Source organism: Streptomyces coeruleoprunus (assembly GCF_039542925.1).
In the GTDB taxonomy this organism is placed as follows: domain Bacteria; phylum Actinomycetota; class Actinomycetes; order Streptomycetales; family Streptomycetaceae; genus Streptomyces; species Streptomyces coeruleoprunus.
This window is the reverse complement of the sequence record NZ_BAABIT010000001.1, coordinates 4,442,725-4,461,672: the sequence shown is the minus strand read 5'-3', so window position 1 is coordinate 4,461,672 and position 18,948 is coordinate 4,442,725. Positions and strand designations below refer to the sequence as shown.

The 18,948-nt window shown below is 72.0% G+C and carries 12 protein-coding genes and 3 pseudogenes; 5 read left to right on the top strand and 10 right to left on the bottom strand.

The features are described 5' to 3' along the window. Window positions 1–44 precede the first annotated feature (44 nt). Both ABEB09_RS19990 and ABEB09_RS19985 read left to right on the top strand, forming a co-directional pair. Window positions 45–532: pseudogene (locus ABEB09_RS19990) on the top strand (hypothetical protein). 216 nt (window positions 533–748) lie between these two features. Further along, complete coding sequence (locus ABEB09_RS19985; protein ID WP_345691281.1) at window positions 749–1,483, top strand: LPXTG cell wall anchor domain-containing protein; 735 nt, start codon at window positions 749–751, stop codon at window positions 1,481–1,483. A gap of 98 nt (window positions 1,484–1,581) precedes the next feature. On the opposite strand, the gene ppc is transcribed toward ABEB09_RS19985, so the two are convergent. Next, the gene (ppc, locus tag ABEB09_RS19980; RefSeq protein WP_345691280.1) at window positions 1,582–4,311 is read right to left on the bottom strand and encodes a phosphoenolpyruvate carboxylase; all 2,730 of its coding nucleotides are present in this window, start codon (window positions 4,309–4,311) and stop codon (window positions 1,582–1,584) included. Window positions 4,312–4,599: 288 nt separating this feature from the next. On the opposite strand from ppc, the gene ABEB09_RS19975 reads away from it, so the two are divergent. Both ABEB09_RS19975 and ABEB09_RS19970 read left to right on the top strand, forming a co-directional pair. Next, on the top strand, window positions 4,600–5,568 hold the full coding sequence (locus tag ABEB09_RS19975; RefSeq protein WP_345691279.1) for an acyl-CoA desaturase: 969 nt from the start codon (window positions 4,600–4,602) through the stop codon (window positions 5,566–5,568). After that, a complete protein-coding gene (locus ABEB09_RS19970; protein ID WP_345694001.1) occupies window positions 5,568–6,236 on the top strand; it encodes a TetR family transcriptional regulator in 669 nt (222 codons plus the stop codon). The genes ABEB09_RS19975 and ABEB09_RS19970 overlap by 1 nt, the downstream gene beginning before the upstream one ends. 139 nt (window positions 6,237–6,375) lie before the next feature. Here the strand turns inward: ABEB09_RS19970 and ABEB09_RS19965 are convergent, their stop codons facing one another. Next, window positions 6,376–7,203, bottom strand: coding sequence for a trans-aconitate 2-methyltransferase (locus tag ABEB09_RS19965; protein WP_345691278.1), 828 nt, complete (start codon window positions 7,201–7,203; stop codon window positions 6,376–6,378). Window positions 7,204–7,334: 131 nt separating this feature from the next. Between ABEB09_RS19965 and tamR the strand changes: the two genes are divergently transcribed. Next, window positions 7,335–7,832, top strand: a complete 498-nt coding sequence (gene tamR, locus ABEB09_RS19960; protein WP_345691277.1) for a MarR family transcriptional regulator TamR — start codon at window positions 7,335–7,337, stop codon at window positions 7,830–7,832. Here tamR and ABEB09_RS19955 read toward each other — a convergent pair. From ABEB09_RS19955 to ABEB09_RS19920, 8 genes and pseudogenes are all read right to left on the bottom strand, one after another. Continuing rightward, window positions 7,791–8,567, bottom strand: a complete 777-nt coding sequence (locus ABEB09_RS19955) for a LuxR C-terminal-related transcriptional regulator (RefSeq protein WP_345691276.1) — start codon at window positions 8,565–8,567, stop codon at window positions 7,791–7,793. The genes tamR and ABEB09_RS19955 overlap by 42 nt on opposite strands. Before the next feature lie 316 nt (window positions 8,568–8,883). Then, complete coding sequence (gene galK, locus ABEB09_RS19950; RefSeq protein ID WP_345691275.1) at window positions 8,884–10,086, bottom strand: galactokinase; 1,203 nt, start codon at window positions 10,084–10,086, stop codon at window positions 8,884–8,886. Continuing rightward, on the bottom strand, window positions 10,083–11,066 hold the full coding sequence (gene galE / locus ABEB09_RS19945; protein ID WP_345691274.1) for a UDP-glucose 4-epimerase GalE: 984 nt from the start codon (window positions 11,064–11,066) through the stop codon (window positions 10,083–10,085). Before galE ends, galK begins: the two co-directional genes overlap by 4 nt. Further along, window positions 11,063–12,113: pseudogene (gene galT / locus ABEB09_RS19940) on the bottom strand (galactose-1-phosphate uridylyltransferase). The gene galE and the pseudogene galT overlap by 4 nt, the downstream one beginning before the upstream one ends. Window positions 12,114–12,263: 150 nt before the next feature. Continuing rightward, window positions 12,264–12,947 (bottom strand): helix-turn-helix transcriptional regulator, encoded by a 684-nt coding sequence (locus ABEB09_RS19935; protein ID WP_345691273.1) that lies wholly within the window; start codon window positions 12,945–12,947, stop codon window positions 12,264–12,266. A 232-nt stretch (window positions 12,948–13,179) separates the two neighbouring features. Then, entirely contained in the window at window positions 13,180–14,976 is a 1,797-nt protein-coding gene (locus ABEB09_RS19930) for an outer membrane protein assembly factor BamB family protein (protein WP_345691272.1), read from the bottom strand. Between the two features lie 52 nt (window positions 14,977–15,028). Continuing rightward, window positions 15,029–16,850: pseudogene (locus ABEB09_RS19925) on the bottom strand (outer membrane protein assembly factor BamB family protein). Window positions 16,851–17,106: 256 nt separating this feature from the next. Beyond that, on the bottom strand, window positions 17,107–18,924 hold the full coding sequence (locus ABEB09_RS19920) for an ABC-F family ATP-binding cassette domain-containing protein (protein WP_345691271.1): 1,818 nt from the start codon (window positions 18,922–18,924) through the stop codon (window positions 17,107–17,109). Window positions 18,925–18,948 lie beyond the last annotated feature (24 nt).

Genomic DNA, 18,948 nt, shown 5'->3' with positions numbered 1-18,948 from the left:
CGGGAATTGACCGGACGTGGTCCTATGGCCAAGGATCGCGCCCCATGAGCCCCAAGAAGCGGACTTCGTCACTCCAGGCTTCTCTCCTTCCGTTCGCCCGCAACGCCGCCATGGCGCTGGTCGCCCTGCTGCTGGTCGTCGCGGGCGTCTGGGCGTCCTGGGGCACGGCCCAGCACGTCCTGCTGTCGAAGGGGCGTGAGCACGGCACGATGACGGTGACCGGCTGCGGGGAGGACGTGTGCACGGGCCGGTACGACCCCGAGGGGGCGCCCGCGCCGCGTACGGACATGACGATCGCCCGGTCGGTGGCGGTCCAGAGGGCGGGCGCCGGTACGAGGTCGTCGTGAAGCCCGACACGCGTGAGGTGGTCCGTACGGGCTGGGCGGGTGGGCTGCACGCCTGGCTGCCGCTGGCGGGGTCGCTGGTCCTGGCGGGCCTGGTGATCGGCGGCGGGCTGCGCTGGACGCGGATGGCGTGGGCGACGGGGACGGCGGGCGGGGCGTTGTTGGTGGCGTCGTTCCTGGCGCTGTGACGAGGCGTCACCGGGCCTGTGTGGGCGCGGATGTGGCGGAACTGATGCGGATTTCCGTACAACCAAACGAGATGTGGCTCAATCGTTATCCAGGCCCGTTCGGACAATCCGCACATACGACAGTGGATACCCCTAATCCCCCTTGACTGGTGGCTCACGTCACAGGAAGCTGAGCCGCCCCCCACGGCCTCAGTCACCTCTCACGTTGGACTGCCCATGCGCACCCTTACGAAGACCACCGGCGCGCTGGTCGCGGCCGCGGCCTGCTCGCTGCTGCTCGCTCCGGCCGCGTACGCGACCACCGACACGTACACCGTGGACCTCCACCAGAAGAAGGAGCTTCCCCTCACCGCCACCTCGTGGACCGGTGACAAGGAGAAGACCTGCGCGGACATCCCGGCGGACAAGGACGGGTGGCACTTCGTGCTGCCCGGCAAGACGACCGACTTCGTCAAGCTGACGGTCACGTTCGAGAAGGGCGGCGAGCAGGTCATCACCGACTTCGGCCCGCCGTCCGACAAGCACGCCTTCGCCTCCTCCGAGGCCGGCGACACCCTGACGTCCGCCGTCGCCGAGGTCAAGGGCGGCGAGGTCAAGTGGTTCAACCTGTCGCACACCTGCCCCGCGTCGGTGACCACCTCGCCGTCGCCGAGCACCAGCCCCTCGCAGTCGCCGACCGCCATCCCGTCCGGCTCCGCCACCCCGACGCAGAACCCGACCGGTTCGCCGACGGGCTCCCCGTCCGCCACGCCGAGCGAGAACCCGACCGGCTCCGCCACCCCGGGCGGTACCGCCCCGACCGCGTCGCCGTCGACGGGTGGCTCGTCGACCGGTGACCTGGCCGAGACCGGCAGCAGCGCCCCCGTCGGCGCCCTCGCCGGTGTCGCCGCCGCGCTGGTCGCGGGTGGCGCGTTCCTGGTGGTGCGCCGCCGCAAGGCCCAGCAGCACTGACGCAGCAGCACTGAGGCAGCCGCTCATAGGCCGCCGCTCATAGGACGGGCCCCCGCCGGAAGCTCCGGCGGGGGCCCGTTCGCGTGCGGGGTGCGCGATCAGCCGGTGTTGCGCAGGCCGGCGGCGACGCCGTTGACCGTGAGCAGCAGGGCGCGGGCGAGCAGCGGGTCGGCGGGCTCGCCGGCGTCGGCCGCGTCGCGTTGCCGCTTCAGCAGGGCGACCTGGAGGTAGGAGATCGGGTCCAGGTAGGCGTCGCGGATCGCGAACGTCTGCCGCAGTACGGGCTGCGCGTCCAGCAGCTCCCGCTCGCCGGTGATGCGCAGGACCTGCTCGACGGTCAGGGCGTGCTCGGCCTCGATGGTCTCGAAGACGTGCCGCAGCTCCTGCGGGACCAGGGTGTCCACGTAGTGGCGGGCGATCCGCAGGTCGGTCTTGGCGAGGGTCATCTCCACGTTGGAGAGGAAGTTGCGGAAGAAGTGCCACTTCTCGTACATCTCGCCGAGGACGTCGTCGAGTCCGGCGTCCCGCAGTGCCCTGAGGCCGGAGCCGACGCCGTACCAGCCGGGCACGATCTGCCGGGACTGGGTCCAGCCGAACACCCACGGGATGGCCCGCAGGCCGTCCAGGCCGGCGCCGGAGTCGGGGCGGCGGGAGGGGCGGGAGCCCAGGTGCAGCTCGGCGAGCTGGTCGACGGGGGTGGAGGCGAAGAAGTACGCGGGGAGGTCCGGGTCCTCGACGAGCCGGCGGTACGCCGTGTGGGCGGACTCCGAGACGGTGTCCATCGCGGCGTCCCAGCGGGCCAGGGCCTCGTGGGTCTGGCGAGGGGCGGTGTGGAGGGCGGACGCCTGGAGTGTGGCGGCGACGGTGAGTTCCAGGTTCTCCCGGGCCAGCGACGGGATCAGGTACTTGTCGGAGATGACCTCGCCCTGTTCGGTGACCTTGATCTCGCCCTCCAGGGTGCCCCAGGGCTGGGCGAGGATCGCGTCGTGCGAGGGGCCGCCGCCGCGGCCGACGGTGCCGCCGCGGCCGTGGAAGAGGCGGAGGCGCACGCCGTAGCGGTGGGCGACGTCGCGCAGCCGGCGCTGGGCGCGGTGGATCTCCCACTGGCTGGTGGTGATGCCGCCGAACTTGGAGGAGTCGGAGTAGCCGAGCATGACCTCCTGGACGTCGCCGCGCAGGGCGACGAGGCGCCGGTAGGAGGGGTCGGCGAGCATGTCGTTGAGGATGACGTCGGCGGCGCGCAGCTCGTCGGTGGTCTCCAGGAGCGGGACGATGCCGATCCTGGCCCAGCCGGCGTGGAGGTCGAGGAGGCCGGCCTCGCGGGCGAGGACGGCGGCGGCGAAGACGTCGTCGGCGCCCTGGCACATCGAGATGATGTACGACTCGATGACCTCGGGGCCGAAGCGTTCGAAGGCGGCCTTGATCGTGTGGAAGACGCCGAGGGTCTTCTGCCCGGCGGCGTCCAGCGGGGCGGGGGTGGGGGCGAGGGGGCGGCGGGAGCGCAGCTCCTTGGCGAGGAGCTTCTGCCGGTACTCGCGGGGCATGTCGGTGTACCGCCAGGATTCCTCGCCGAGCCGGTCGAAGAGCTGGCCGAGGGCGTGGTGGTGGGCGTCGGCGTGCTCGCGGACGTCCATGGTGGCGAGCTGGAGGCCGAACGCGGCCAGGGTGCGGATGGTGCGGTCCAGGTGTCCGTCGGCGAGGAGGCCGCCGCGGTGCTCGCGCAGGGACGTCTGGATGAGGGTGAGGTCGTGGAGCAGCTCGGCGGTGCCGAGGTAGTCGCGGCCCTCCTGGTGCGGGGTGCCCTTGGCGAGGCGCTCGCGGGTGTTCTCCAGCTTCTGCCGGATGCAGGTGGCCTTGAGGCGGTAGGGCTCCTCGGCGTTGAGCCGCTTGTAGCGGGGGCTGATCTCGGGGAGCCGGTCCAGGTCGCGCTGGAGGGAGTCGAGCAGTTCCTCGGTGGCGCCGGCGTACCGGATGGAGTTCGAGAGCAGGCCGCGCAGCTCGTCGATCATGTCGATGGCGTCGTTGAGGCCGTGCTCGTGCTGGAGGATCAGCACCTCCCAGGTGACGGCGGGCGTCACGTTGGGGTTGCCGTCGCGGTCGCCGCCGATCCAGGTGCCGAAGGTGAGGGGGCGGGTGCCGGGGGGCAGCTCGATGCCGACGCGCTGCAGCTCGGCGGCCAGGTCCTCCAGGACGTCGCCGACGGCGCCGGCGTGCAGTTCGTCCAGGTAGTAGATGGCGTTGCGGGCCTCGTCGGCGGGTTCGGGGCGGACGACGCGCAGTTCGTCGGTCTGCCAGATGAGGTCGATGTTCTCGGCGAGCCGCAGGTCGTGGCGGCGGCGGTCGGCGGGCGTGACGGGCTCGTCGAGGAGTGCGGCGATCCGGCGCAGCTTGTTCAGGACGGAGCGGCGGGCGGCCTCGGTGGGGTGGGCGGTGAAGACGGGGCGCACGTTGAGGTGCTTGACCGTCTCGCGGACGTGCTGGGGGTCGCCGTCCTTGAGCATGTCGGCCGTACGGGCCAGCAGGCCGCCCTCGGCGGCGCGCTTCTCGCGCATCTCGCGGCCGCGGTGGACCTGCTCGGTGACGTTGGCGAGGTGGAAGTACGTCGAGAAGGCACGGACCAGCCGGGCGGCGGTCTCGAGGTCGGTGTCGCCGAGCAGCTCGGCGGCGGCCTCGCCGTCCTCGCGGGTCAGCCTGCGGACCTTCTCGACCAGCTCGAGGAGCTCCTGGCCTTCCTGCCGTACGAGCGTCTCGCCCAGCAGGTCACCCAGTCGGCGGATGTCGGCGCGCAGCTCTGCGCTGGCGGAGGGATTCTGGTCGGCACTGCTCACAGGTGCGGCTCCTTGCAGTGATGAGCACGTCTGGAGGGGTACTGCTGTGGTGTCCCGGGGATGACCCTTCGAACGCCCTGCGGGTTTCGCCAGGCAGGCCCCGGGGGCCATTCCGAGGGAAGCTGCGGACCGCGCTGTCCGACGGCACCCAGGATATGTGTCCTCCCGGGGGACCCGGCGGTCAGCCCTCTTGCCGCGTGCCCGCTCGCTGCCATACTTACGTCGCCGTAGGTTACGGAACCGTAGCCACGACTCTCCCGTTGTTTTCCTCACCCCCCAGGGGACCTCATGACCACAAGCCCCGAGGTGCTCGAGCACACCGCCGAAGACCTGCCGTCCGCCACGCTCGGCGGGGACAACAAGCGATCGATCGAGCAGATCACGCTGCTCCTGTTCATCACGGTGCCGTTCCTCGCCCTGCTGGCGGCGGTGCCGCTGGCGTGGGGGTGGGGGGTGAGCTGGCTGGATCTGGTGCTGCTGACAGCGATGTACTTCATCGGCTGCCACGGGATCACGATCGGCTTCCACCGCTACTTCACGCATGGTTCGTTCAAGGCGAAGCGGCCGCTGCGGATCGCGCTGGCGATCATGGGTTCGCTGGCGGTCGAAGGGCCGCTGGTGCGCTGGGTGGCGGATCACCGCAAGCACCACAAGTTCTCCGACGCGGAGGGCGACCCGCACTCGCCGTGGCGGTACGGGGAGACCGTTCCGGCCCTGCTGAAGGGGTTGTGGTGGGCGCACATCGGCTGGATGTTCGACGAGGAGCAGACGCCGCAGCACAAGTACGCGCCGGATCTGATCAAGGACTCGGCGATCCGCCGGATCTCCCGCCAGTTCGTGCTGTGGACGGTGGTGTCGCTGCTGATCCCGCCGGTGATCGGCGGTCTGGTGACGATGTCGTGGTGGGGCGCGTTCACGGCGTTCTTCTGGGGTTCGCTGGTGCGGGTCGCGCTGCTGCACCATGTGACGTGGTCGATCAACTCGATCTGCCACGCGGTGGGCAAGCGCCCGTTCAAGTCGCGGGACCGGTCGGGCAACGTGTGGTGGCTGGCGGTCCTGTCGTGCGGCGAGTCCTGGCACAACCTGCACCACGCGGACCCGACGAGCGCCCGGCACGGTGTGATGAGGGGGCAGATCGACTCCAGTGCCCGGTTGATCCGCTGGTTCGAGAAGCTGGGCTGGGCGTACGACGTGCGCTGGCCGACGGAGGCCCGGATCGAAGCCCGGCGCCAGGAGCGGTCCGCGAACGCGGCATGATGGACGGCGTGGCGATCGACGGCAGTAGTAGCAGCGAGAAACCGAGGCGCGGCCGCAGGGTCCGGATGACGGGTGCGGAGCGGCGTCAGCAGCTGCTCGACATCGGCCGGACGCTGTTCGCCGAGCGGGGCTTCGAGGGCACGTCGGTGGAGGAGATCGCGGCGAAGGCCGGCGTCTCCAAGCCGGTGGTGTACGAGCACTTCGGCGGCAAGGAGGGGCTGTACGCGGTCGTGGTGGACCGGGAGATGCGTCAGCTCCTGGACATGGTGACCGGGGCGCTGACGGCCGGGCATCCGCGGGAGCTGCTGGAGCAGGCCGCGTTCGCGCTGCTGGACTACATCGAGACGTACACGGACGGGTTCCGGATCCTGGTGCGGGATTCGCCGGTCGCGCAGTCGACGGGCACGTTCGCCTCGTTGATCTCGGACATCGCCACGCAGGTGGAGGACATCCTGGGCCTGGAGTTCAAGGCCCGCGGCTTCGACCCGAAGCTGGCGCCGCTGTACGCGCAGGCGCTGGTGGGCATGGTGGCGCTGACCGGCCAGTGGTGGCTGGACGTGCGCAAGCCGAAGAAGGCGGAGGTGGCCGCGCATCTGGTGAACCTGGCGTGGCACGGCCTGGACGGCCTGGAGCCCAAGCCGCGGCTGATAGGGCACCGCAAGAGCTGAGCGCCGTTACGGGGGAAGGGGCGCCGTCGCCGTGGGGCGAGGGCGCCCCTTCTCGTCGGGGCCGTCCGGTAAGCCGGGCGTCACACGCGGTGCTCGGGTAACTCGGGCCGGTACGGGACGGGGTCGGCGGTGAGGGGCATCAGTACTCCTTGTGGGCGATGGCGAAGATGCGGCGGAAGGGGAACACCGTGCCGTGGGGGCCCGGTGGGTAGGCCTTGCGGAGCAGGTCGCGGTATTGGGACAGGAACTCGGCGACCGCCTCGTCGTCCCCTTCGAGGGCGGTGAGGACGGGCCGCAGGGCGGTGCCCTTGACCCAGTCGAGGACGGGGTCCTCGCCCTGGAGGAGCTGGGAGTAGACGGTCTCCCACACGTCGGCCGTGCAGCCGAGGTCGGTGAGGCGGCCGAGGTAGTCGGTCGCGTCGAGGATGTGGACGAAGCGGCGGCCCTGGTCGGCGAGGCGGGGGCGCCACTGCGGGGTCTCGCACAGCTCGCCGAGCAGGGCGTGGCTGGGTGAGGTGAAATTGGCGGGCACCTGGAAGGCGAGGGTGCCGCCGGTGGTGAGCCCGTCGAGCCAGATGGGGAACGACTCGGGGTGGTTGGGCACCCATTGCAGCGCCGCGTTGGAGACGATCAGGTCGTACGGTTCGTCGGGGGTCCAGTGGGCGGCGTCGGCGCGGCGGAAGTCGAGCCAGCCGCCGCCCGGGGTGGTGCCGGCGTGTTCTTTGTCGGCCAGCTCCAGCATCTCGCGGGAGAGGTCGAAGCCGGTGATGTGTGCGTCGGGCCAGCGTTCGGCGAGCAGCGCGGTGACGTTGCCCGGGCCGCAGCCGATGTCGGCGATGCGGGCGGGCCGGCCCTCCTTGGCGGCCGGCAGTTCGGGGATGCGGGCGAGCAGGTCGAGAAACGGTCGGGTGCGATGGCTGGAGTGGTGCAGGTACTGCTGTGGATCCCAGATGGGTGCGGAATGCACGTTCAATCCCCCTCGCTGGTACGAGATACCTAAGCGGAACGTTGCTCCACCCCGGGCCCGCTCAATCGTCCGGAATCGCATATCTTGACATCAAGAGACTTCACATCGACAGATCCCCTACACTGATCGTCATGGAGGACGAGGTCGACCGTCTGGTCGCTGCATGGCGCCGCGAGCGCCCTGACCTCGACGTGGAACCGCTCGAGGTGCTCAGCCGCGTCTCCCGGCTGGCCCGCCACCTCGACCGTGCGCGCCGGCTCGCCTTCTCCGAGCACAACCTGGAGCCGTGGGAGTTCGACGTCCTCACGTCGCTGCGCCGCGCGGGCGCGCCCTACCAGCTCTCCCCCGGCCAGCTGCTCACCCAGACGCTGGTCACGTCCGGCACCATGACGAACCGCATCGACCGCCTCGCCAAGAAGGGCCTCGTCGAGCGGCTTCCCGACCCCACCGACCGGCGCGGCGTCCTCGTCCGGCTCACCGCCGAGGGGCGCGACCGCGCCGATCAGGCGCTCGCCGGGCTGCTGGACCAGGAGCGGGCCATCCTGGCCGAGCTGTCCCGGGCCCAGCGCGGCGAGCTGGCGGCGCTGCTACGCCAGCTGACCGCCCCGTTCGACAACATCCCCGGCTGACTCGGCCGGGCCCACCCCGGCCCGGCGCGCCAGGGCGACCGCCGCCAGCGTCGAGTGCACGCCCAGCTTGCCCAGCACGTTCTGCATGTGCGTACGCACCGTGTGCGGGGACAGGAACAGCCGCTCGGCCACCGCCTTGCGCCCCAGGCCCGCGACCATGCAGCGCAGCACCTCCCGCTCGCGCGGCGTCAGCGACTCGACCAGCCGCTCGCTCTCGGTGCGGTGCTTGCGTGCGGCCGTCAGCTCCCGCAGCACCCCGGTCAGCAGGGCGGGCGCCAGATGGGTCTCGTCGCGCAGCACCCCGCGGATGACCGCGAGGAGCCGCTGGAGCGAGCAGTCCTTGGCCACCCATCCGGACGCCCCGGCCTGGAGCGCGAGCGCGGCCCTGCGCGGGTCGTCCTTCTCGGCGAGCACGACCGTGCGCACGGCGGGCTGGCCCTGGCGCACCCCGGCCACCAGGGAGATGCCGTCGACGATGCCGTCGGCGCCGCCGTCCGGCACGACCCGCGCGACCGTGGGCGCGGCGGCCGCGCCGAGGTCGGCGTCGACGAGCAGCACGTCGAACCTGCGGCCCTCCGCGGCCGCCCGTTCCAGGCAGCGCAGCGCGGCGGGGCCGCTCCCGGCCGCGGCGACGTCCACGTCGGGCTCCGCCGCGAGTGCCGCGGCGAGCGACTCGGCGAAGATGCGGTGGTCGTCCACCACCAGAACCCGGATACGGACCACTGACACCCCCATGTGTCGAGGAAGCGGACCGGCCGCGGGTACGGCGCCCGGGATCGAGGCAGACTCACTGGGCGCACGGCCGCCGCCGTGCAGTGACTGCTACCCCACCCCGGGCGTCGTACCCGACTGTCTCGCCCCCTGATCAGCATCGGCCCCCACCGATGCTTCACTCAGCGTACGGCGGGACGGCGGGGGGCCGTTGCCGATTTGCAGAACTGACCGACCAGGGTGTTTCCGGTGTGCCGCCTGTGTCGTTACGGGGCGGAAAACGACGATCCAAGATCACTTCCCGCCCCTGGACGCGCCCCCGGATGCCCGTGCGCGCCCCTCAGCGCAGGCGGCGCGCCCCCGCCGACGGCACCGCGGTGAAGACGCGGGGCTCGGGGTAGCCCTCCTGGACGAAGGCCTCCTCCACGGCCGTGGCCACCTTGTCCGCGAGCCCGGCGTCGGTCAGGACGATCGCCGAGCCGCCGAAGCCGCCGCCGGTCATCCGGGCGCCCAGCGCGCCCGCCCCGACCGCCGCCGAAACCACCAGGTCCAGCTCGGGGCACGAGACGCGCAGGTCGTCGCGGAGCGAGGCGTGGCCGTCCGTCAGCACGGCGCCGACCGCCCGGACGTCACCGGCGTCGAGCAGCGCCATGGTCCGCTCGACGCGCTGGTTGTCGGAGACCACGTGCCGTACGTAGGCGCGGACCGTCGGATCGTCCAGGCGCGCCAGCGCGTCGTCCAGGCGCTCGTACGGGACGTCGCGCAGGGTCCGTACACCGAGTGCCCGCGCACCGGCTTCGCAGCCGGCGCGCCGCTGCGCGTACGCGCCGTCGCCGAGCGCGTGCTTCACGCGGGTGTCCACGACGAGCAGCCGCAGTCCCTCGGCCGCCAGGTCGAACGGCACCTGACGGCGGGTCAGGTCGCGGGCGTCGAGGTGCAGGGCGTGGCCCTCGGTGCAGCAGGCGGAGGCCATCTGGTCCATCACGCCGCAGGGGACGCCCACGAACGCGTTCTCGGCGCGCTGGGCGAGGACCGCCAGCTCCGCCCCGGTCAGGCCGAGCCCGTACAGGTCGTTCAGGGCGAGGGCGGTGACGACCTCCAGCGCTGCCGACGAGGACAGGCCGGCGCCCGTCGGCACCGTGGAGGACAGGTGGACGTCCGCGCCGGTCACCGCGTGGCCCGCCTCGCGCAGGGCCCACACCACGCCCGCCGGGTAGGCGGCCCAGCCGGTGTCGGAGCCGGGGCTCAGGGTGGTGACGTCCAGCTGGACGACGCCCTGGCCGGTGGCGGCGGCCTCCGCCGAGTGGATCCGCAGCCGGCCGTCGTCGCGCCGCGACACGGCGGCGACCGCGGCGTGCGGGAGGGCCAGCGGCATGACGAGGCCGTCGTTGAAGTCGGTGTACTCGCCGATGAGGTTGACCCGTCCGGGCGCCGCCCAGACGCCTTCGGGCACCGCCCCGTACAGCGCGTGGAAGTCCGCGGCGACCTGCTCCGCGGCCGCCTCCGCCGTCGTACCGGAGGGTCGTGTCCCCGGGTCGTTCATTCCCCTGCCCCTGTCTCTCGCGCCTGCGCGAACGCCCAGGCGTCCGCGACGATCCCCGCCAGGTCCGCCCGTGAGGGCAGCCAGCCCAGCCGCTCCTGTGCGGTGGCGGCGGAGGCCACCAGCACGGCGGGGTCGCCCGGCCGGCGGCCGGCGACGACCTCGGCACCGGGTGACCGGCTCACCTTCCGCACGGTCTCGACGACCTCGCGGACCGTGAAGCCGCTGCCGTTGCCGAGGTTGCAGATCAGGTGCTCCCCCTCGGCGACCGTGCCGTTCGCCATCGCGTCCATGGCAAGCAGATGCGCCTCGGCGAGGTCGGCGACGTGGATGTAGTCGCGTACACACGTGCCGTCGGGCGTCGGGTAGTCGTCGCCGTACACGGAGATGGACGCGCGCCTGCCGAGGGCGACCTGGAGGACCAGCGGGACGAGGTGCGACTCGGGGTCGTGGCGCTCGCCGTAACGGCCGTACGCGCCGGCCACGTTGAAGTACCGCAGGGACACGGCCGACAGCCCGTGGGCGGCGGCCTCGCCGCTGATCATGTGGTCGACGGCGAGCTTGGAGGCGCCGTAGGGGCTGGTGGGCGCCGTCGGGTCGGTCTCCGTGATGGGCGTGGAGACGGGCTCGCCGTAGGTCGCGGCGGTCGACGAGAACACCAGCCGGCGCACGCCCGCGCCGCGCATGGCGGCGAGCAGCGCCATCGTGCCGCCGACGTTGTTCTCCCAGTACTTCTCCGGCTTGGCGACGGACTCGCCGACCTGCGAGAACGCGGCGAAGTGCAGGACGCCGTCGTAGGAGGCGTCGAGGAAGCGCGCGGCGTCCTGGATGCGGCCCTCGACGAAGGCCGCGCCGTCGGGCACGGCCGCGCGGAACCCGGTCGACAGGTCGTCGAGCACGGTCACCTCGTGGCCGGCCTCGACGAGGTGGGCCGCGACGACACTGCCGACATATCCGGCGCCGCCGGTCACCAGGTACTTCATGATGCGCTCGCTACCTCTCGCAGTCGCCGGGCCGCGGCCTCCGGCGGCACGTCGTTGATGAACACGCTCATACCGGACTCGGAGCCCGCGAGGAACTTCAGCTTGCCGGACGTGCGGCGGATGGTGAAAAGCTCCAGGTGCAGTGCGAACGCGTCGCGCCGCGGGTCGCCGAACGGCGCCTGGTGCCAGGCGGCGATGTACGGCGTGGGCGGCTCACCCTGCCCGAAGATCCGGTCGAAGCGTCTCAACAGTTCCAGGTAGACCTGTGGGAACTCTGTGCGCGCCGCGTCGTCGAGGGCGCGCAGGTCGGGCACGCGCCGCGTCGGGTAGAGGTGCACCTCGTACGGCCAGTGGGCGGCGTACGGGACGAACGCGGTCCAGTGGTCGGTGGCGAGGACGACGCGCTCGCCCTCGGTGCGCTCGCGTTCGACGAGGTCGTCGAAGAGGTTGCGGCCGCCGGTGCGCTCCGCGTGCGCGTCGAGCGAGCGGAGCATCAGGGCCGTGCGCGGGGTGGTGAAGGGGTAGCCGTAGATCTGGCCGTGCGGGTGGCCGAGGGTGACGCCGATCTCGGCGCCCCGGTTCTCGAAGCAGAACACCTGCTCGATATGGGGGTGTTCGGCCAGCTCGGCGGTGCGGTCGGTCCACGCCTCCAGGACGAGCCCGGCCTGTTCGGGGGTGAGGTCGGCGAACGAGGCGTCGTGGTCGGCGGTGAAGCAGACGACCTCGCAGCGGCCGGAGTCGCCGGCGAGCGAGGGGAAACGATTCTCGAAGACGACGACGTCGTAGTCGTCCCCCGGGATCTCGCTGTGCCGGCCGTCGCGCGAGGGGCACAGCGGGCACTCGTCGGCCGGCGGGTGGTAGGTGCGGCCCTGCCGGTGGGAGGCGATGGCGACGGAGTCGCCGAGCAGGGCGTCGTGGCGGATCTCTGAGGTGGTGGAGATGGGGTCGAGCGGCCGCGGGTCGACGGCGTCGCGGACGGTGTCGTCCGCGCGAGTCGTAATAGATCAGCTCACGCCCGTCGGCGAGCCGGGTGGACGTCTTCTTCACTCGGGGCTCCTCGCACCGCAACACTCACTTCAAACAGAACCACACACAAGTAACCACAACCGAACATGCGCGTCAATGCGTGTCCACACGAAATCGCCCCGCCGCTGAAGCGACGGGGCGAGGAGGTGGTGCGGGAGGGAGGGGCGGAGGTCAGACCGGGCGGTGGAGGGGGGACGCGGCGCGGTCCAGCAGACCCGTACGGGCGGCCAGCGCGGCCGCCTCCAGCCGGGAGCCCACGCCGAGCTTCATCAGCACGCGCTGCACGTGCGTGCGCGCCGTGCTCGGGGCGATGCCCATCCCGGCGGCGATCAGCCGGGTGTCCTCGCCCTCGGCGACCCGCACCAGGACCTCGACCTCGCGGGGCGTCAGCATCTGGAGCAGCCGCTGGCCCTCGTCGTCCGGCTGGGCCGCCGGGTTGAGCAGTTCGGTGAAGGCGCCCTGGAGCAGTTGCGGGGCGACGGCGGCCTCGCCGGCCCTCGCCTTCATCATGGCGCGCTCGACGCCCTCGATGCGCTCGTCGTGGCGTACGTAGCCGGACGCGCCCGCCGCGAAGGCCGCGGCGATACCGCGGGGGCTCGGGACGGGGCCCAGCACGACGACGGCCACCTGGGGCCGGTCCCGCTTGATCCGTACGACCGGGTCGAACGCGCCCGGCTCGGCCGGTGTCGCCGTTCCCAGCAGACACACCTCGGGCGCCCGGTTCACCACCAGCTCGGCCGCCCCGGCGGCGGGCGCGGCGGCGGCGAGCACCCGGTGCCCGCGCAGCTTCAGGGCCGAGGCGAGTGCCTCCGCGAGCAGGCGGTGGTCGTCCACCACCATCAGCCGCACGCCCATCGAGAACCCCCATCCCCCTGGAGATGGCCCCCCGGCCCTCCATGCCCCGGCAAGCTACACGCTTGTTCGACGTTCTGCGCCCCTTACTGGTGAGAAGCCCCCCACAATGTCGAATTCTTCGCCAAACAGGGCTACTTGAAGGGACGGGAGCTGACGCGAGGGGGTGCGCTCATGTTGACGGCCCGGCCCATCGGATCGCCGATGGACCGGGCCGTACGGTGCGGTCCCGCGCCTACTTGGTGGTGAAGGCGAGGATCAGGTACCGCTGCTCGTTGCCGTACTTGGACGGCTTGTGCACCGAGTTCTGGGCCATGAAGAGCCGGCCGTCGGCGTAGAGCATCTCGCGCTCGGAGATCAGCATCTCCGCGTTGCGGATGGTCTTCTCGGACGGGTTCTCCATCAGCAGCGTCTCCTTGAAGGAGCCGCCGTCGATGCTCACGATCCGGCCGCCCTTGTCGTAGGGCGGCTTCTTGTAGGCGATGAGGTTCGCGCCGTCCATCCGCAGCGGGTACATCGAGTACCGCTCGCCCGCGTCGGCCTTCTCACCGGTCAGCTTGCCGGTGGTGAGGTCGAAGGCGACGATCTCGTTGGTCCGGCCGGTGTCGCTGGTGCCCTCGTGCTCCTCGGTGGGCACGTAGATGCGCCCGTTGCCGACGACCACCTTGACGCACTTCTCGACCTCGGTGCCGTCGCAGTCCGCCGCGTACCGCTCGGCGTCGGCGGCGATCTTCACCTTCAGCTTGCCGGTGTTCTCGTCGATCGAGAAGAAGTCCGAGATGCCGGAGCCGTCGCCGGCCGTGTCGCCGACGTCCGCCGCCACGACGAGCGGCTTGGTGGAGACCACCGCCGCGTACTCGACGCCGGTCGGCATCTTGTACGAGGAGATGGGCGCGCCCGTCGTCGGGTTGAGGTTCTGGATCAGCACGTACTGGCTGCCGTACTGGCCGCACTTGCGGGCCGCGACGAGGCCCTCGCCGCCGCCGTAGCCCATGTCGAAGCAGCTCTCGGCGTTGTCCTGCGGACGCCAGTACTCCTTGCCGGTGGTGAGGTCCCACGCGGCTCCGCCGCTGGTGCCGCCCGCCGCGACGGTGCTCGCGCCGACGGTCACCTCTTCGAACCGGACGTCGCGGTCACCGGCGCTGCCGCCGGTGACGGACTTGGTCCACAGCAGCTTGCCGGTGGTCAGGTCGATGGCGCCGACCTTGGTGCACGGCTGGTACTTCTTCGCCGGGGTCCGCTTCGCCTCCTCGAAGAGGATCGCGGTCTTGTTGTCCTTGACGTGCCGGGACGCGGCGCACAGCTCGCCGGGCAGCGGCGTCGTCCAGAGCTTGGCGCCGGTGTTGATGTCGTAGCCGACGACCGACTCGATGCCGCCCTTGACGTACGTCTTGTCCGTGAGCCAGGAGCCGGTGACGGTCCTGATGTCGGTCACGACCGGCTCCGGGACCTGGAAGGCCACCTTCGCCTGGGTGTTGGCCGGCGGCTTCTCCTTGCCGCCGCCGCCCGGCTTGTCGCCGCCGCCCTGGGACGTGGAGCCGGACGTGCCGCCGGCCACGGGGCCGTCGTCGCCGCCCTTGCCGGTCGCGTACCAGAGGCCGGCTCCGACGATCAGCACGACGGCGACGGCCGCCGCGATGATGATCTGCATCTGCGTGGACAGCTTCTTGCGGCCGCCCGGCTGCTGCGGCACCGCCTGGTGCATGGGCGCCGTCGGGAAGCTGTGCGGGGGCACCGGGCCGTACGGCCCGGACTGCTGGCCGGGCGGGGCCTGCGGGAAGCCGTAGCCGGGCACGGCGGGCTGGCCCGCGGGCTGCGTCGGCGGCTGGGCCGGGGGCTGGCCCGGGGGCTGGGCGGGCGGCGTCTGCGGGGCCTGCGGGTAGCCGTAGGCCGGGCCGCCCTGGGGCGGCGGGGTCGGCGCGCCGAAGCCGCCGGGCGGGACGTCCTGCGGGGCGCCGAAACCGCCCTGCGGGGGCGGGCCCGGCGGCGGGCCGGGCGGCTGGTTCGGCGGCGGCGGGGGTGGCTGAGTCATCGTGTGCGTACCTCGGGAGGGAGGGAGAGGGAGTCGTCGGTCGTCGGGCCGGCTACTTGCCGTACGCGATCATCGTCTTGGTCTCCTTCTCCGCCTTGTCGTTCTGGGCGCTGACGCGGCCGCTGGCGATGAAGAACCGGCCGTCCGCGTAGGCGTAGTGCGGCTGCCAGAAGTCGCGCTCGATCCGCGCCGTGGCCGCCGGGTGCTGGAGCAGGACCTTCGGGTTGCCGCCGGTCGCGGCGATGGCGGCGACGCCGCCGCCCTTGTCCCAGGAGCCCTCCATGTACGCCAGCACCTCGCCGTTCTCCATGCGCAGCGGCAGCAGGGTGCGCTCCGGGCCCGCGGTGGAGCGCCACTTGGGCTTGCCGGTGTTCAGGTCGAACGCCACCACGTGGTTGGTGGCCGCGGGTGAGGCTCGTCGGCTCGGTCGACATGTAGAAGGTGTTGGCGTCGGCGGCGACGCCGATGCAGCCCTGGAGGCGCTGGCCGAAGACGACGAGGCCGCCGCCCCCGCACTTGGCCTGGAACTTGTCGTTGCCGCCGGACAGCTGCGAGCGCAGCTTGCCGGCGTCGGTCAGGGCGAGGACCGTGCGGGTCTTCTTCTGCTCGTTGACGGCGTTGATGACGAGCGGGCTGACCGAGTAGACCTTGTCGACCTCCCAGCCGCGGGCCAGCTGGTACTTCCACTTGGCCTTGCCCGTGGTCGGGTCGACCTCCCACACCTCGTTCTGCGGGTTGTCGACGCCGCCGCTGCGGCAGCTCGCCGCGGCGATCAGCTTGGGGCCGCCGGCGAACGCGAACGGACGGCAGTCGCCGTCGGGGCTGCCGAAGAGCTGCTTGCCGTCGGTCAGCGAGAAGCCGTACGAGTTGCCGGTGCCGCCGGCCGCCACGGTGTTCCCGCTGATGGCGAGCGTCGGGTCGGACAGCCCGGCGAAGCCGGAGCCCTTCGGGACGGACGCCTTCCAGCCGGCCTTGCCGGTCTTCAGGTCGACCTGCTGCATGACGTTGCAGTCGGCGCGGTCGCCCGTGCCGTCCTTGACGCCGAAGACCATCGTGCCGTTGTCGGCGGGGTTGGCGGGGGCGTCGCAGACGTCCGTGGTGAGCGGGACGCTCCACTTCTTCTTGCCGTCGGCCACCGAGAAGCCCTCGATGCTGCGGTACATGGCCTTGACGATGGTGTCGCCGACGACCCACGGGCCGTACACGTCGGCGCCGTTGCGCGGCAGGTCCACGTCGTTCATCAGCAGCCACTCGACCTTGGCCTCGCCCGGCTGCCGGCCGGCGTTCAGGTCGTCGTTCTCGGTGCGGCCGCCGCCCGTGCCGTCGCCCTTGTCGACGGAGGCGGACGTGCTGGGCTGCGGCGCGGAACCGGTCGGCCCCGCGACGGGCTTGGCCGGGTCGTCGTCGCCGCTCAGCGCCCACCAGGTGCCGCCGCCGACGACCAGCAGCGCGGCCGCCGCCGCGGCGACGACCACACCGGTGCGGCCCTTGAAGAAGTTGCCGCCGCCGGGCGCCGGTGCGCCGGCCGGTACGGGGGCGCCGGGGTATCCGGGCTGGGTGGGCTGGCCGCCATAAGGATTCGGCTGCTGGCCATAGGGGTTCGGCTGCTGGCCGTACGGGCCGGGCTGCTGGCCGGGGGCCTGCGGGTAGCCGTAGCCGGGCGCCGGGGGCTGGCCGGGTGCCTGGGGGTAGCCGTAGCCCGCCGGGGGCTGCGCCGGCGGCTGGGCGGGCGCCGTCGGCGGCTGTGCCGGCGGTGCGGTCGGCGGGACCGGCGGCATCTGCGGCGGCTGCGCGGGCGGCTGGGGGACCCCCTGCGGGTCCTGCGGAGACCCGAAGCCTCCCTGCGGCGGTTGCTGGCTGGGCGGCTGAGTCATCAGCGCTTCCCCCTTCGTGCGGTCCGCTGAACCGACCGGCCTCCCCCGCGATTCCGGCTCGGATTACCGACCGGAATGGAGCGAATCGGACAGGGATGTCGCACTGTTACGTGAGTCGAGCGGGGTTTCTTTCTACCACCCGGGCCCGACACGCAGAGGGGCCGGACCTCCCCTGTTCCCAAGGGAGGACCGGCCCGTGATGCCCCTGTTATCGGCTCTCCACGGCTTCTCTACGCGGCTTTGAGGGAGCGGCGGCTCAGGCGTCCTCGGCCAGTTCGAGCCAGCGCATCTCCAACTCCTCGCGCTCGGAGGCCAGTTTCCGCAGTTCGGCGTCCAGCTCGGCGACCTTCTCGAAGTCCGTGGCGTTCTCCGCGATCCGCGCGTGGAGCGCGGACTCCTTCTCGGAGATCTTGTCGAGCTGTCGCTCGATCCGCTGGAGTTCCTTCTTCGCCGCGCGGGCGTCCGCCGCGGACGTGGCCCTCGCCGCCTTCTCCGCCTTCTCGGCGGGCGCCTGCGCCGGGGCGGGCGCGGCCGCCTCGATCATCCGGCGGCGGCGCTCCAGGTACTCGTCGATGCCGCGCGGCAGCATCCGCAGCGTGGCGTCGCCGAGCAGGGCGAACGTACGGTCCGTGGTGCGCTCGACGAAGAACCGGTCGTGCGAGATGACCACCATCGAGCCGGGCCAGCCGTCGAGCAGGTCCTCCAGCTGGGTCAGCGTCTCGATGTCCAGGTCGTTGGTGGGCTCGTCGAGGAACAGGACGTTCGGCTCGTCCATCAGCAGCCGCAGCAGCTGGAGGCGGCGGCGCTCACCGCCGGACAGGTCGCCGACGGGCGTCCACTGCTTCTCCTTGGTGAAGCCGAACTTCTCGCACAGCTGGCCCGCCGTCATCTCGCGGCCCTTGCCGAGGTCGACGCGGTCGCGGATCTGCTGCACGGCCTCCAGGACGCGCAGCGTGGGAGGCAGTTCGGTGACGTCCTGCGAGAGGTAGGCGAGGCGGACGGTCTTGCCGACCACGATGCGGCCGCCCGCGGGCTGCTTCTCGCCCTGTGAGAGCGCCGCTTCCGAAAGGGCGCGGAGGAGGGAGGTCTTGCCGGCGCCGTTCACGCCGACCAGGCCGATCCGGTCGCCCGGGCCCAGCTGCCACGTCAGGTGCTTGAGCAGCACCTTCGGGCCGGCCTGGACGGTCACGTCCTCCATGTCGAACACGGTCCTGCCGAGCCGGGCGGACGCGAACCGCATCAGCTCGCTGGTGTCGCGCGGCGGCGGCACGTCCGCGATCAGCTCGTTGGCCGCCTCGATGCGGTAACGCGGCTTGGACGTACGGGCCGGGGCGCCGCGCCGCAGCCAGGCCAGCTCCTTGCGGACCAGGTTCTGCCGCTTGGCCTCCTCGGTCGCGGCGATCCGCTCGCGCTCGGCCCGCGCGAAGACGTAGTCGGAGTAGCCGCCCTCGTACTCGTGGACCGTGCCGCGCTGCACGTCCCACATGCGGGTGCAGACCTGGTCGAGGAACCAGCGGTCGTGCGTGACGCACACCAGGGCGGAGCGGCGGGCCTGGAGGTTGCCGGCCAGCCAGGCGATGCCCTCGACGTCGAGGTGGTTGGTCGGCTCGTCGAGGACGATCAGGTCCGGTTCCGCGATGAGCAGCTTGGCCAGCGCGATGCGGCGGCGCTCACCGCCGGACAGCGGGCCGATCACCGTGTCGAGGCCCTGCGGGAAGCCCGGCAGGTCGAGCCCGCCGAACAGGCCGGTGAGCACGTCGCGGATCTTGGCGCTGCCCGCCCACTCGTGGTCGGCGAGGTCGCCGATGACCTCGTGCCGGATCGTCGCGGCCGGGTCGAGCGAGTCGTGCTGCGTCAGTACGCCGAGGCGGAGCCCGCCGCTGTGGGTGACGCGGCCGGAGTCGGCCTCCTCCAGCTTGGCCAGCACCCGGATCAGGGTCGTCTTGCCGTCGCCGTTGCGCCCGACGACCCCGATCCGGTCGCCCTCGGACACGCCGAGGGACACCCCGTCGAGCAGGGCACGGGTGCCGTACACCTTGCTGACGGCCTCGACATTGACGAGGTTGGCGGCCATTTCACTCCTGAGGTGGCGGGACGG